The following is a 14,644-nucleotide window of genomic DNA, read 5'->3' as shown; positions in this document are numbered from 1 at the left end:
GGTTTTACGGTGTTTGCGAAACCGGCTGACGGAGCGGGCGCCGGTCCACCGTAGGCCCGTCGGCACCGTCAGCCAATCTGGTTATCCACAGGCCATGTGGACGACGGCCCGGATGCTGTGGAGAACTCCGCGAAACCTGTGCACGACCCGGTGGACAGCCCTGTGAACAAGCGTCGACCTGAGGTGACAGCATGGCTCTGACCTGCATATCTCCCGTCCACCGGCTGTGCAGAAGAAAAACTTTCCCAGTCAGGCCAAGATCCACGCGAGTGGCACACGGAGGGTCACACAACGAGAGCGTATGTAAGGGGTAACGAGGCTTTGCATCTCTTACCTGTGGACGATTAGATTGGTGCTCATGACACAGGCCCCCGCGCACTCCCCTGAGCTCCGCCGACGGCACGACCGGGAGATCGTCGCGCTTGCCCTCCCTGCTTTCGGCGCGCTCGTCGCCGAACCCCTCTTCGTCATGGTCGACAGTGCGATCGTCGGCCATCTGGGCACGGCACAACTCGCCGGACTCGGCGTCGCCTCCGCCCTCCTCGGCACCGCCGTGAGCATCTTCGTCTTCCTCGCCTACGCCACCACGGCGGCCGTCGCCCGTCGCGTCGGCTCCGGCGATCTGAAGGCCGCGATCCGGCAGGGCATGGATGGCGTATGGCTCGCCCTGCTGCTCGGTGCGGTCGTCATCGCCGTCGTCCTGCCCACCGCACCCGGCCTGGTCGACCTCTTCGGCGCCTCGGGAACAGCCGCCCCGTACGCCACCACCTATCTTCGGATCTCGTCGCTCGGCATCCCTGCCATGCTCGTCGTCCTCGCAGCGACCGGTGTCCTGCGCGGACTGCAGGACACCAGAACGCCGCTGTACGTCGCCGTCGGAGGCTTCGTCTCCAACGCCGCCCTCAACGTCGTCCTCGTCTACGGCGCCGACCTGGGGGTCGCCGGCTCTGCCTGGGGCACCGTCATCGCCCAGTGGGGCATGGCCCTGGTGTACCTCGCAGTGGTCGTCCGTGGCGCCCGTCGGCACGGCGCCTCCCTGCGGCCCGACGCCGCCGGGATCAGGGCCTCCGCCCAGGCGGGGGCACCTCTGCTGGTCCGCACCCTCTCGCTGCGCGCCATCCTGATGATCGCCACCGCCGTCGCGGCGCGCCTGGGGGACGCCGACATCGCGGCTCACCAGATCATCCTGTCCGTGTGGAGCCTGCTCGCCTTCGCCCTCGACGCCATAGCCATCGCCGGGCAGGCCATCATCGGGCGCTACCTCGGGGCGGGGGACGCCGAAGGAGCCAAGGTCGCCTGCCGCCGGATGGTCCAGTGGGGCGTGGCCGCCGGTGTCGTGCTCGGCGTGCTGGTGGTGCTCGCGCGTCCTGTCCTCCTGCCTCTGTTCACCAGTGACTCGGCGGTCACGGACACTGCCCTCCCGGCGCTGGTGATCGTGGCGCTCTCCCAGCCAATCAGTGGCGTGGTCTTCGTCCTGGACGGCGTCTTGATGGGCGCAGGAGACGGACCCTACCTCGCGTGGGCCATGCTGATCACCCTGGCGGTCTTCACCCCGGCGGCCCTGCTGATACCCGCCGTCGGCGGCGGGCTCACCGCACTGTGGGTCACCATGATGCTGATGATGACCGTGCGACTGCTGACTCTGTGGGCACGCAGCCGGTCGGGCCGTTGGATCGTCACCGGAGCGACTCGCTGACGCTCTCGTCGTTTCACGTGAAACGACGAAAGGGCCCGTGTTTCACGTGAAACAAGGGCCCGGCATGCGAGAGGGCCGCACCCCGGAGGATGCGGCCCCACTTGTCGCTACTGCGAGCACGGCACTCAGGCCGCGACGACCTCGATGTTGACCTTGGCGGCAACCTCGGGGTGCAGGCGCACGGACGTCTCGTGGGCGCCCAGCGTCTTGATCGCCGAGGTGACCTCGATGCGACGCTTGTCGACCTCGGGACCACCGGCAGCCTTGATCGCCGAAGCGATGTCGGCCTGGGTGACGGAACCGAAGAGGCGACCGGCGTCGCCCGCGCGGACAGCCAGGCGAACCTTGACACCCTCGAGCTGGGCCTTCACCTGGTTGGCCTGCTCGATGGTCTGGATCTCGTGGATCTTGCGAGCACGACGAATCTGCTCGACGTCCTTCTCGCCGCCCTTGGTCCAGCGGATAGCGAACTTCCGCGGGATCAGGTAGTTGCGAGCGTAACCGTCCTTGACGTCAACGACGTCGCCCGCGGCACCGAGGCCGGAGACCTCGTGGGTGAGGATGATCTTCATGTGTCGGTCACCCTTCCCTTATCGCGCGGTGGAGGTGTAGGGCAGCAGCGCCATCTCACGGCTGTTCTTGACGGCCGTGGCGACGTCACGCTGGTGCTGCGTGCAGTTGCCGGTCACGCGGCGGGCACGGATCTTGCCGCGGTCGGAAATGAACTTCCGCAGCATGTTCGTGTCCTTGTAGTCCACGTACGTGACCTTGTCCTTGCAGAAAGCGCAGACCTTCTTCTTCGGCTTGCGCACAGGCGGCTTCGCCATGGTGATTCTCCTGTGTGATCAAGAAGTGTGGGTACGGCCCACCTCGGCCGGCCGAGTCCGAAGACCCGGCCCTGAGGCCTAGAAGGGGGGCTCGTCCGAGTAGCCGCCACCGCCGCCGGAGCCGGAACCGCCGCCCCAGCCGCCGCCACCCTGCTGGCCGCCACCGGCGGGAGCGCCCGTGGCCCAGGGGTCGTCGGCAGGAGCACCGCCGGCCGGCTGACCGCCACCGGGGCCTCCGCCCCAGCCGCCGCCACTTTGCTGACCGCCGCCACCGCCGCCGTAACCGCCCTGGCCACCGCGGCCGGTGGTCTTGGTGACCTTGGCCGTGGCGTTGCGCAGGCTGGGGCCGACCTCGTCGACGTCCAGCTCGTAGACCGTGCGCTTGACGCCCTCACGGTCCTCGTAGGACCGCTGCTTCAGCCGGCCCTGCACGATGACGCGCATGCCTCGCTGGAGCGACTCGGCAACGTTCTCCGCCGCCTGACGCCAGACCGAGCAGGTCAGGAACAGGCTCTCGCCGTCCTTCCACTCGTTCGTCTGACGGTCGAAGGTGCGGGGGGTGGACGCGACACGGAACTTCGCGACGGCCGCACCGGACGGGGTGAAGCGCAGCTCGGGGTCGTCGACAAGATTGCCGATGACCGTGATGACGGTCTCGCCTGCCATGGGGGAACCTCTCGGCGGGTTTGCTGCTGGCTGCTGGTGCTGCTACTCGGAATCCCGGATCAGCTGAGCCGAAGCTCAGTGCATCTCGGGACGGAGGACCTTGGTCCGGAGGACCGACTCGTTCAGGTTCATCTGGCGGTCGAGCTCCTTGACGACCGCAGGCTCGGCCTGCAGGTCGATGACCGAGTAGATGCCCTCGGGCTTCTTCTTGATCTCGTACGAGAGACGACGACGGCCCCAGGTGTCGACCTTCTCGACCTTTCCGCCGCCGTCACGGACGACAGAGAGGAAGTTCTCGATCAGCGGGGAGACAGCACGCTCCTCGATGTCGGGGTCGAGGATGACCATCACTTCGTAGTGACGCATGTGGAACCCACCTCCTTTGGACTCAGCGGCCACGGTCGTTCCGTGGCAGGAGGGTCGTGATGCGTACGCAACAGTGCCCGTCAGTAAAACAGCCCCCACTGACAACGGGAGTTGTTCGGCGGTTTCCCAGGTCGGGCCGGGACGGATCCTGACGCGTGCCTGGCGCTGTCCGGGCAGACACCGGTGCAGACCGTACAGACTACCCGCACACCCGCCAGCGGTTGAAATCCGGCTGCCAACCCCGTCAATCTGTACACATCGGGTGTGTATGGCGCTACGATCCGCCGCCTTTCGCAGGAGGTGCCCCATGGCACAGGCAATGCGACCCAATACCGTCGGAGGCCTTTTCGCCACCGACGGCAAACCCCACCCCCTCCAGGACACGCTGCTCGCGGTGACCCTGGTGCTGGGCCTCACGTCGTTCGTCACCGCGATGTTCCACAGCCTGCACCTGCTGAGCTCGTGGACCGGCCTGGTGGGAATCGCCACCGGCGCCTACGGCCAGTGGGTCTCGGAGACGACACGTGAGCGCTTCGGCCTGATCCTGGGCCTCGGCGCCTCCGGAATCGGGTTCTTCCTCGCCATGGCGCACGGCGGACTCTTCGGCTGACGCGGCGGAAGTCCGCCACCTCTCCGGCACCGCACGACCCGCCCGGCCCTTCCCCCAGGGCCGGGCGAACGTGCCACGTGCCCAGTCGCGGCGCTCGCGGGGCCCAGTAGGCTTCGGCGCGAGAGCCGGAGCCCCTGTATCCATGGGGACACACCAGCCCGAGGAGCGCCCCGAATGAGCCTGACCCTGAGGACCATCAGTCGCGAGCAGCATCTGGCCTACCTCCAGAGCCTGCCGGCGGCGAGCCACATGCAGGTCCCGGCGTGGGCCGACGTGAAGGCCGAATGGCGCTCGGAGAATCTCGGCTGGTTCGACGAGCGCAACGGCGAGCTGGTCGGCGTGGGTCTGGTTCTCTACCGGCAGCTCCCCAAGATCAAGCGCTATCTCGCCTATCTGCCCGAAGGCCCGGTCATCAACTGGTTCGCGCCGAATCTGCAGGACTGGATCGAGCCGATGCTGGCGCATCTGAAGCAGCAGGGCGCGTTCTCCGTGAAGATGGGCCCGCCGGTGATCATCCGCCGCTGGGAGGCCGCCTCCATCAAGGCCGGGATTCAGAACCCGGACGTCAAGCGTCTGCGCGACATCGAGGCCGACCACATCGAGCCGCGCGCCTTCGAGGTCGCCGACAAGCTCCGGCGCATGGGCTGGCAGCAGGGCGAGGACGGCGGCGCCGGCTTCGGCGACGTCCAGCCGCGGTACGTGTACCAGGTGCCGCTGGCGAACCGCTCGCTGGAAGAGGTCCACAAGAATTTCAACCAGCTGTGGCGGCGCAACATCAAGAAGGCCGAGAAGGCTGGCGTCGAGGTCGTCCAGGGAGGTTACGACGACCTCCAGGAATGGCAGCGACTGTACGAGATCACGGCTGTGCGCGACCACTTCCGGCCGCGGCCGCTGTCGTACTTCCAGCGCATGTGGACGGCCCTCAACTCCGAGGACCCCAACCGCATGCGGCTGTACTTCGCCCGCCACAACGGCGTGAACCTCTCGGCGGCGACGATGCTGATCGTCGGCGGGCACGTCTGGTACTCCTACGGCGCCTCGGACAACATCGGCCGCGAGGTGCGGCCGTCGAACGCCATGCAGTGGCGGATGCTGCGCGACGCCTACGCGCTGGGCGCCACCGTCTACGACCTGCGCGGCATCTCCGACTCGCTGGACGAGTCCGACCACCTCTTCGGTCTGATCCAGTTCAAGGTGGGCACCGGCGGCCAGGCCGCCGAGTACCTCGGCGAGTGGGACTTCCCGCTGAACAAGCTGCTCCACAAGGCCCTCGACATCTACATGTCGCGGCGCTGACCCAGCCGTTCGCGCGGACGGCCCCACGGCTCCACCGACCGGCTTCCAGAGCTTCCCCCCACCACAACCGCAGCCACGAGAAAGGTTCCAGGTCCGGCCATGGCGCTCACGCTCTACGTCGACACCGCGCGCTGGCGGGCGCATCACAAGCACGTGCAGGATCAGTTTCCGAGCCTGGTCCCCGTCTGCAAGGGCAACGGCTACGGCTTCGGCCACGAGCGGCTGGCGGAGGAGGCCACACGGCTCGGTTCCGACATGCTCGCCGTCGGCACGACCTACGAGGCCGCCCGCATCAAGGACTGGTTCGGCGGGGACCTGCTGGTGCTGACGCCGTTCCGGCGCGGCGAGGAGCCGGTGCCGCTGCCCGACCGGGTGGTGCGCTCGGTGTCGTCGATAGACGGCGTGTACGGTCTCGTGGGCGCCCGTGTGGTCATCGAGGTGATGTCCTCGATGAAGCGGCACGGCATCAGCGAGCAGGACCTTCCGCAGCTGCACGCGGCCATAGAGAACGTCCGCCTCGAGGGCTTCGCCATCCATCTGCCGCTGGATCGCACCGACGGCTCGGACGCCGTCGAGGAGGTCATCGGCTGGATGGACCGGCTGCGCGCGGCCCGGCTGCCGTTGCACACGATGTTCGTCAGCCATCTCAAGGCCGGGGAACTCGCCCGGCTCCAGCAGCAGTTCCCGCAGACCCGGTTCCGCGCCCGTATCGGCACGCGGCTGTGGCTGGGGGACCACGAGGCCACCGAGTACCGCGGCTCCGTGCTGGACGTCACCCGCGTCTCCAAGGGCGACCGCTTCGGCTACCGGCAGCAGAAGGCCGCCTCGGACGGCTTCCTGGTGGTCGTGGCGGGCGGTACGTCGCACGGGGTGGGCCTCGAGGCTCCGAAGGCGATGCACGGCGTGATGCCTCGCGCCAAGGGAGTCGCCCGTGCCGGCCTCGCGACGGTCAACCGGAACCTCTCGCCGTTCGTCTGGGCGGGCAAGCAGCGCTGGTTCGCCGAGCCGCCACACATGCAGGTCTCGATCCTGTTCGTGCCCTCGGACTCGCCGGAGCCGAAGGTCGGCGACGAGCTGGTGGCCCATCTGCGGCACACCACCACGCAGTTCGACCGCATCCTGGACCGCTGACCCGCGGTCCGGCGTCGGCATCCGCCGGACAAGCGCGGCAACAGCGGCCGAATGGCCGTACACGGGAGGTTCCGTGTACGGCCATTCGCCTGCCGGGCGCGGCCTGTGACCGGCCGCGGTGCACGTTGTTCGCTCAGAGCGAACCATCCGTCGTCTCCTGCTCGCCCCACCGCACCCGCGGCGCCTCCGCCGCCTCGAAGTGCGCCGCGTGCCGCGGGGGATGGGCAGCGGGGCCGAACACGACGACGTCCTCAGCCCCGTCGAGGACACCGCCCGACGGGTCGTCGTCGCCGCCGCGGCGCACCGGATCGCGCTCCGGCATGAGGATGTCCCGTACGACGACGGCGCACAGGTACAGCGTCCCGACCAGATGGGCGGCAATGGCCCAGTGGTAGCCGTCCTGGGGCAGTCCCTTGTGGGCGTCACCGCTGGTCGTGTACGCGAGGTACAGCCAGATTCCGAGGAAGTACGTCACCTCGCAGGCCTGCCAGATCAGGAAGTCCCGCCACTTCGGCCGGGCCAGCGCCGCCAGCGGGACCAGCCACAGGACGTACTGCGGGGAGTAGACCTTGTTGGTGAGGATGAACGCCGCGACGATCAGGAAAGCCAGTTGGGCGAAGCGCGGCCGGCGCGGCGCCATCAGCGCGAGTGCGGCGACGCCCGCGCAGCACACCAGCATGAGCACCATGGCGAGGGTGTTGACGGTCTCGGTGCTGAGCGGGTCCTTCGAGTTCTGGGCCATGATCAGCCAGAAGGAGCCGAAGTCGACGCCCCGCTCCTGGCTGAATGTGTAGAACTTCGACCAGCCCTCGAAGGCGAACAGCATCACCGGCACGTTCACCACGAGCCAGGCGATCACCGCGCCGCCCAGTGCCACCCCGTACTCCCGCCAGCGGCCCGCGCGCCAGCACAGCACGAGCAGGGCGCCCAGGAGCAGGAAGGGATAGAGCTTGGCGGCCGTGGCGAGCCCCAGGAGGACACCGAACGCGAGGGAGCGGCCCCGCGCCCACATCAGCATCGCTGCGGCCGTCAGAGCGATCGCCAGCAGGTCCCAGTTGATGGTGGCGGTCAGAGCCGCGGCGGGCGCCAGGGCGACCAGCAGGGCGTCCCAAGGGCGCCGGCTGTGGGTCCGGGCCACGCAGACGGCGATGACGGCCGCGCACACCATGAGCATCCCGGCGTTGACCATCCAGTACCACTGTTCCTGGTGCTGGATGCTGCCGCTGCCGGGCGTGAGCCAGGCCGCCACCTCCATGAACACGCCGGTCAGCACCGGGTACTCGAGGTACTGCATGTCACCGGGCAGCTTGTCGAAGTACGGCACGAGCCCCTCGGAGAAGCCGCGCCCCGCGTACAGGTGCGGGATGTCCGAGTAGCAGGCATGGGTGTACTGCGAGCCGGCTCCGAAGAACCAGGCGCCGTTGTAGCAGGGCGCCTTCTGGATCAGGCCGAGGGCGAACATGCCGATCGCCACGAGCGTGACCACCCGCACGGGCGTCCACCAGGACGTCCCGAGCAGGGCACGCCGTCCCACCGGGCCGCCGAACAGTTCGCTGCCGGCTGCGGCGACCTCGTCCTCCCGGGTCGGCCGCACCGGGTCCGGCTCGTGCACGCTCGCTTGCGTCGATTCTGCACTGGGCATGTCGCCCATCCTGCCGTACACCCCAGCAGAACGCGGAGGGCCGCCGCACCCGAGGTGCGGCGGCCCACGTTTCACGTGAAACACCCCGGCAAGGGTGTTTCACGTGAAACACCCTTGCCAGACGATAAGGCGGTTAACCGGTGCCTCCGAAGAGGCCTCCATTGCCGTTGCCTCTGCTGTTCCCGGGATCGTCCGTCGCGGTTCCTGTCGGCGTGGGCGTCACCCCGCCGCCTCCGGTGTCGGCTCCTCCGTTGCTGTTGCCACCGGTCTCCTCGCAGTCGAAGTCCCACGGACTGCACGTCCCGGACGTCGACGGCGTCGGAGGCAGACTGGGCCCGGTCGGAGACGCGCTCGGCGACTCGCTCGCCGACTGGCTGGGCGACGCCGTGGCGCTCGGGCTCGGGGAGGGTGCGCCCGGCTGGTCCGCGATCTCACCGATCTTGGTGGCTTCCGGGAAGCCCGGGTCGGGCTTGTCGGCCAGCGCGGCCTTCATGTACTCGGTCCACACCGATGTCGGGATGTCACCACCGTGGATGGAGTCCACGCCCGCCGTGCCGTTCATGGAGAGCAGCTTGTGGCTCTCCGGGTCCTCACGGAACATGGCGACCGAGGTCGACAGCTGCTGGGTGTAGCCGACGAACCAGGCGGACTTGTTCTCGTCGGTGGTACCGGTCTTGCCGGCCGCCGTACGGCCCAGGGCGAGCGCGTTCTTACCCGTACCGTTCTTGATCACGTTCTGCAGTACGTCGGTGACGTTGTTGGCCACGTTCTCCGGCATCGCCTGCGCGGCTTTGGGCTTGTCGAAGCCTTCGAGCTCCTGGCCCCCCTCCTTCACGGATTTCACCGAGTAGGGCGCGGTCTGCTTGCCGGAGGCCGCGAACGTGGCGTACGCGTCGGCCATACGGATCGCGCTGGGAGTCGACGTACCGAGCGCGAAGGACGGATTGAGATAGGCGAACGACTGGTCCAGGATGCCGGACGCCTTCGCCACGTCCCGTACCTTCTCCATTCCCACGTCCACGCCCAGCTGGACGAACGGCGTGTTGATGGACTGCTCCATGGCCTTGCGCAGGGTGATGTATCCCCAGCGATGATCCGACTCGTTCTCCTGGTAGAAGACCGAGTTGTCCTTGCGCAGGTAGTAGCTGCCGTCCGGCTTGCGGACCTTCAGGTGATCGTTGCCGTTGTACTTGCTCAGCGGCGAGATGCCTTCACCGTTGGTCTCGTACGTGCCGTGCTCCATGGCCGCGGCGAGAACGAAGGGCTTCCACGTCGATCCGACGGGGACACCGGACGTGTCCGCGTTGTTGTTGAAGTGGTTGTTCTCGTAACCCGCACCACCGTAGAGGGCGACGATCGCACCGTCGTTGGGCTTCACCGAGGCCGCACCGAACTGGACGTGCTTGTCCAGCTCGCGCTTCGGGTTGATCTTCTGCTTCTCGATCTTCCTCACGGCCTTGTTGAGCGCCTCGACCTTGTCCTTCTCGAAGGTCGTGTAGATCTGGTAGCCGCCCTGGTCGAACTTGGCCTCACTGATGTTCGAGTGGTTCAGGACGTACTTCTTGGCCGTGTCGACCAGGTAGCTGGTCTGCCCGGTCATGCCCTTGATCGCCTTGCGCCCCTGGGGGGTCGGGTACTTCTTGATCGCCTTCTGGTACTGGGCCTCCGAGATGCCATGGTCCTTGCGCATCTCGCCCAGGATCCAGCCCCAGCGCGCCTCGGACCGCTTGCGGTTGGCCTCGGCGGTGGCCGTGCGGTCGAGGTTCTCGTTGCCCGCCGGGTCGTAGTACGTCGGGCCCTTGAGCAGAGCGGCGAGGAAGGCGCACTCACTCGTGTTGAGCTTGACCGCGTCCTTGCCGTAGTAGGTCTGGGCGGCGGCCTGGATGCCGTAGGCCCCACGACCGTAGTACGAGGTGTTCAGGTAGCCCTGGAGGATCTCGGGCTTGGAGAGTTTCGTGCCCACCTTGACCGAGATGAACAGTTCCTTGAACTTACGGGTGAGGGTCTGGTCCTGGCTCAGGTAGGTGTTCTTCACGAACTGCTGGGTGATGGTCGAACCACCCTGCGTGTCCCCGCCCCGGGCCATGTTGGCCAGAGCCCGGGCGATACCCATGGGGTCGACGCCCGAGTCCTCGTAGAACGACTTGTTCTCGGCCGAGATCACCGCCAGCTGCATCTCCCTGGGGATCCGGTCGATGGTGACGTTCTGCCGGTTCTGACCGGCGCCGGTGGCGACCATCTGACTGCCGTCGGCCCAGTAGTAGACGTTGTTCTGCGACAGCGCGGCGGTGTTCTCCTCGGAGGGGACGCTCACGATCGCGTAGCCGACGCCGACCGCCGTGACCAGGCTGCCGAAGAAGAACAGGCACAGGCCGGAGACGAGCTTCCAGGACGGCATCCAGCGCCGCCACCCGTCCTTGCCGTGGCGTGGATAGTCGATCATGCGCTTGGCGCCGGGTGCGGCGCCTGCGCGGCCCCGGCCGTTCGGACCGCCCGGCGCGCTGCGCCGGCCTCCGCGTCCCGGTTCTGCCGCTCTGCGGCGTCCTCCTCCATTGCGCTGGGCCGCACGACGGGCCTCGGCGCGTCCGCCGTACGGACGCTCCTCGCCCTCCGTCTCGTACGCGCCGGACGGAGACCCGGTGTCGCCTCGCGGTGCCGCGCGGCGGCCGGAAGACGCGCCGGACTGGCCACGTCGGGCTGCGGCACGTCCGCCCCCCTGCGGCTGCGGCGGTTTGCGACGGTGCTCGCTCATCGAACGACTACTCCTCGGGCAGGCGCACCTTTGCGCGCCTGGAAACGGCGACTGGTTTCCGGTCCCCCCGACATACGGATGCAGTCAGTTGCTCATTCACCCGTACTGCACCGAGGACGACGACGCCCTCACGCCTCACTCGGTTCCCGGTGGTGTGCATGCCGCACAGACTACGCACCGCCAAAACCCGCCTAGCCCAGAACTTCCCCTCAAAACAGGCAAGTCGCCTGCGATGAATCGTTGATGTGATCCCGTTCACCACTATCCCTCTTGTCCCATCCGGAGGGGCGTTCTATCGTCTGGATGTATCGAGTCGATACATCAGCCCGGCATATAGCAGGGCTCAAGCAGGGTGCGAGCCCGTCACGGCACGACCGCGGCAGAGAGGAGGCGACGATGAGCCGGCGTTCCGGGATCCTCGAGTTCGCTGTCCTCGGCCTGCTCCGCGAGTCCCCGATGCACGGCTATGAGCTGCGCAAACGGCTCAACACGTCACTGGGTGTGTTCCGGGCTTTCAGCTACGGAACGCTGTACCCGTGCCTCAAGACGCTGGTCACGAACGGCTGGTTGACCGAGGAGCCGGGAAACACCAGTGAGGACGCCCTCGCCGCTCCGCTCACCGGACGCCGCGCCAAGATCGTTTACCGGTTGACGGCGGAAGGCAAGGAGCACTTCGAGGAACTGCTCTCCCAGACGGGACCGGACGCCTACGAGGACGAGACCTTCGCCGCTCGCTTCGCCTTCTTCGGGCAGACGTCACGGGACGTCCGCATGCGCGTGCTGGAGGGCCGCCGCAGCCGGCTGGAGGAGCGGCTGGAGAAGTTGCGCCTCTCGCTGACGCGCACCGGGGAGCGCCTCGACGACTACACACTTGAGCTCCAGCGCCACGGGATGGAGTCCGTGGAGCGCGAAGTGCGCTGGCTGAACGAGCTCATTGAGAGCGAGCGGGCCGGACGGGACCTGCGGCGTTCTGCCTCAGGAGGGTCCGCTCAGCACGACACCACATCTGGAGCGACGGGCGGCCTGCCCCGGTCCGGGGACGATCCCCGGCCGGATACGCCCGGCGACACCGCCACGTGAGAGCCGCCGAGCGGCCTCACTCGTACACACAGGGAGCAACCGGAATGGGTTCGGTTCGCGTAGCCATCGTCGGTGTGGGCAACTGCGCCGCATCGCTGGTGCAGGGAGTCGAGTACTACAAGGACGCCGACCCGACGGGCAAGGTCCCCGGACTCATGCACGTGCAGTTCGGTGACTACCACGTCCGCGACGTCGAGTTCGTCGCCGCCTTCGACGTGGATGCCAAGAAGGTCGGTCTGGATCTCGCGGACGCCATCGGCGCCTCCGAGAACAACACCGTCAAGATCTGCGACGTGCCGAACACCGGTGTCCAGGTCCAGCGCGGCCACACCCTCGACGGTCTCGGCAAGTACTACCGCGAGACCATCGAGGAGTCCGCGGAGGAGCCCGTCGACGTCGTCGAGGTCCTGAAGGACAAGCAGGTCGACGTCCTGGTCTGCTACCTGCCGGTCGGCTCCGAGGCCGCGGCGAAGTTCTACGCCCAGTGCGCCATCGACGCGAAGGTCGCCTTCGTCAACGCCCTGCCGGTCTTCATCGCCGGTACGAAGGAGTGGGCGGACAAGTTCACCGAGGCGGGCGTGCCGATCGTGGGTGACGACATCAAGTCGCAGGTCGGCGCCACCATCACGCACCGCGTCATGGCGAAGCTGTTCGAGGACCGGGGCGTCGTCCTGGACCGCACGATGCAGCTGAACGTCGGCGGCAACATGGACTTCAAGAACATGCTCGAGCGTGACCGCCTCGAGTCGAAGAAGATCTCCAAGACGCAGGCCGTCACCTCCCAGATCCGGGACCGGGACATGGGCGAGAAGAACGTCCACATCGGCCCGTCCGACTACGTCGCCTGGCTCGACGACCGCAAGTGGGCGTACGTCCGCCTGGAGGGCCGCGCGTTCGGTGACGTCCCGCTGAACCTGGAGTACAAGCTCGAGGTCTGGGACTCCCCGAACTCCGCGGGTGTCATCATCGACGCCCTGCGCGCCGCGAAGATCGCCAAGGACCGCGGTATCGGCGGCCCGATCCTGTCGGCGTCCTCGTACTTCATGAAGTCCCCGCCGGTCCAGTACTTCGACGACGAGGCCCGCGAGAACGTCGAGAAGTTCATCCAGGGCACGGTCGAGCGCTAACGGCCGCTGCAGCAACATGCGTTGAGGGTCCCCGGGTCGCATGTCCCGGGGACCCTTCCCGTATGTGAGGCTGGACCTCATGGCCGTCGTCCGTGACCTGCGTGTTCTGCTGCGCTTCCAGGGCTTCAGGCGGCTTCTCGCCGTACGGCTCCTCTCCCAGGGTGCCGACGGCGTCTACCAGATCGCGCTCGCCGCCCACGTCGTCTTCTCCCCGGAGCGGCAGGCGTCGCCCGGCGCGATCGCCTCGGCCATGGCGGTACTGCTGCTGCCGTACTCCCTCGTCGGTCCGTTCGCCGGCGTGCTGCTGGATCGCTGGCGCCGCCGCCAGGTGCTGCTGTACGGCAACGTGCTGCGCGCCGGGCTCGCGTCCGCCACGGTCGTCCTGATGCTCGGCGAAGCCCCGGACTGGCTCTTCTACGCCTCTGCGCTGTGCGTCACCGCCGTGACCCGCTTCGTCCTCACGGGCCTGTCCGCCGCGCTGCCGCGCGTGGTCGACGCCGAGCGCCTCATGATCGCCAATTCCCTGTCCCCGACCGCGGGGACGCTCGCCGCGACCGCGGGCGCCGGTCTCACCTTCGTCGTACGGATCATGGGCGCCGACTCCGACGCCGTCGTGGTGCTACTGGGGGCGGCCCTGTACCTGTGCGCGGCGCTGGCGTCGCTGCGCATGGCGCGCGAACTGCTGGGCCCCGACCGTGCGTTGGTGCGGCCGCGCCTGACAGCGGCGGTGGCCGAGGCCGCGCGCGACCTGATCGCGGGGGTCCGTCATCTCGCCGCGCCGCCGCGCCGGGAGGCGGCCCGGGCGCTCGCGGCGATGTCGCTGATGCGGTTCTGCTACGGCGCCCTGCTCGTCATGCTGCTGATGCTGTGCCGCTACGCCCTGGCCTCGGAGCGGGGCGAAGGGCTCGCGCTGCTGGGCCTGGCGCTCGGGGTGTCCGGGGCCGGCTTCTTCGCTGCGGCCGTGGTGACGCCGTGGGCGGCCGGACGGCTCGGGCCCGGCCGGTGGATCGCCGTGTGTGCCGGGACGGCCGCGGTGCTGGAGCCTGCCCTCGGCCTGCCCTTCGCGACCGTGCCGCTGCTGATCGCCACGTTCGTGCTGGGCCTGACCACCCAGGGTGCGAAGATCGCGACGGACACCGTGGTACAGGCCACGGTCGAGGACGGTTTCCGTGGCCGGATTTTCTCCGTTTACGACGTGCTGTTCAATGTCGCGTTCGTCGGCGCCGCCGGAGTGGCTGCCCTGATGCTGCCGCCGGACGGCCGTTCGACCCCGCTGGTTATTACGGTTGCCGTTACCTACACGTCAGTAGCTGTAGCTATGGCCCGTTTTGGGCGCCAGTAAGTGTCACATCAACGACACAGAGCCCGCTCTCGGCTACAAGGTTGTCAGTGGGGGCCGGTAGCTTACTTTCGTCTTACTCGCGCCATGTCCGCGTCACTTCTTCGCGCCA

Annotated in this window: 13 protein-coding genes; 7 read left to right on the top strand and 6 right to left on the bottom strand. The window is 67.9% G+C overall.

What is annotated here, in order from left to right:
- Window positions 1–349: 349 nt before the first annotated feature.
- Window positions 350–1,696, top strand: a complete 1,347-nt coding sequence (locus tag ABZ354_RS15725) for an MATE family efflux transporter (protein WP_358656967.1) — start codon at window positions 350–352, stop codon at window positions 1,694–1,696.
- A 125-nt stretch (window positions 1,697–1,821) separates the two neighbouring features.
- Here ABZ354_RS15725 and rplI read toward each other — a convergent pair whose 3' ends face one another.
- The 4 genes from rplI to rpsF all read right to left on the bottom strand — a co-directional run bounded on the left by rplI (window position 1,822) and on the right by rpsF (window position 3,555).
- Window positions 1,822–2,268 (bottom strand): 50S ribosomal protein L9, encoded by a 447-nt coding sequence (gene rplI / locus ABZ354_RS15720; protein WP_358656965.1) that lies wholly within the window; start codon window positions 2,266–2,268, stop codon window positions 1,822–1,824.
- Between the two features lie 18 nt (window positions 2,269–2,286).
- A complete protein-coding gene (gene rpsR / locus ABZ354_RS15715; protein ID WP_003949403.1) occupies window positions 2,287–2,523 on the bottom strand; it encodes a 30S ribosomal protein S18 in 237 nt (78 codons plus the stop codon).
- A 78-nt stretch (window positions 2,524–2,601) separates the two neighbouring features.
- Window positions 2,602–3,189: a single-stranded DNA-binding protein gene (locus tag ABZ354_RS15710; RefSeq protein WP_358656963.1), complete on the bottom strand. Its 588-nt coding sequence runs from the start codon at window positions 3,187–3,189 to the stop codon at window positions 2,602–2,604.
- A 75-nt stretch (window positions 3,190–3,264) separates the two neighbouring features.
- Window positions 3,265–3,555 carry a 30S ribosomal protein S6 gene (rpsF, locus tag ABZ354_RS15705; RefSeq protein ID WP_358656961.1) on the bottom strand — a complete coding sequence of 97 codons (291 nt, stop codon included), beginning with the start codon at window positions 3,553–3,555 and terminating at the stop codon, window positions 3,265–3,267.
- Window positions 3,556–3,862: 307 nt separating this feature from the next.
- Between rpsF and ABZ354_RS15700 the strand changes: the two genes are divergently transcribed.
- From ABZ354_RS15700 to ABZ354_RS15690, 3 genes are all read left to right on the top strand, one after another.
- Window positions 3,863–4,165, top strand: coding sequence for a hypothetical protein (locus tag ABZ354_RS15700; protein ID WP_358656959.1), 303 nt, complete (start codon window positions 3,863–3,865; stop codon window positions 4,163–4,165).
- Window positions 4,166–4,339: 174 nt separating this feature from the next.
- Entirely contained in the window at window positions 4,340–5,461 is a 1,122-nt protein-coding gene (femX, locus tag ABZ354_RS15695; protein WP_358656957.1) for a peptidoglycan bridge formation glycyltransferase FemX, read from the top strand.
- A 99-nt stretch (window positions 5,462–5,560) separates the two neighbouring features.
- Window positions 5,561–6,592: an alanine racemase gene (locus tag ABZ354_RS15690; protein ID WP_358656955.1), complete on the top strand. Its 1,032-nt coding sequence runs from the start codon at window positions 5,561–5,563 to the stop codon at window positions 6,590–6,592.
- 133 nt (window positions 6,593–6,725) lie between these two features.
- Here the strand turns inward: ABZ354_RS15690 and ABZ354_RS15685 are convergent, their stop codons facing one another.
- The gene (locus ABZ354_RS15685) at window positions 6,726–8,243 is read right to left on the bottom strand and encodes a glycosyltransferase 87 family protein (RefSeq protein ID WP_358656953.1); all 1,518 of its coding nucleotides are present in this window, start codon (window positions 8,241–8,243) and stop codon (window positions 6,726–6,728) included.
- 124 nt (window positions 8,244–8,367) lie between these two features.
- Window positions 8,368–10,632, bottom strand: a complete 2,265-nt coding sequence (locus ABZ354_RS15680; RefSeq protein ID WP_358657175.1) for a transglycosylase domain-containing protein — start codon at window positions 10,630–10,632, stop codon at window positions 8,368–8,370.
- 750 nt (window positions 10,633–11,382) lie between these two features.
- Between ABZ354_RS15680 and ABZ354_RS15675 the strand changes: the two genes are divergently transcribed.
- The 3 genes from ABZ354_RS15675 to ABZ354_RS15665 all read left to right on the top strand — a co-directional run bounded on the left by ABZ354_RS15675 (window position 11,383) and on the right by ABZ354_RS15665 (window position 14,535).
- Window positions 11,383–12,066, top strand: a complete 684-nt coding sequence (locus ABZ354_RS15675; protein ID WP_358656951.1) for a PadR family transcriptional regulator — start codon at window positions 11,383–11,385, stop codon at window positions 12,064–12,066.
- A gap of 44 nt (window positions 12,067–12,110) precedes the next feature.
- A complete protein-coding gene (locus ABZ354_RS15670; RefSeq protein ID WP_358656949.1) occupies window positions 12,111–13,193 on the top strand; it encodes an inositol-3-phosphate synthase in 1,083 nt (360 codons plus the stop codon).
- 79 nt (window positions 13,194–13,272) lie between these two features.
- Complete coding sequence (locus tag ABZ354_RS15665; RefSeq protein ID WP_358656947.1) at window positions 13,273–14,535, top strand: MFS transporter; 1,263 nt, start codon at window positions 13,273–13,275, stop codon at window positions 14,533–14,535.
- Window positions 14,536–14,644: the final 109 nt, after the last annotated feature.

It is taken from the genome of Streptomyces sp. NPDC005925 (genome assembly GCF_040638805.1).
Classification (GTDB): Bacteria; Actinomycetota; Actinomycetes; order Streptomycetales; family Streptomycetaceae; genus Streptomyces.
Note: the sequence above shows the minus strand (reverse complement) of the source record. Positions and strands in the feature narration are given on the sequence as shown.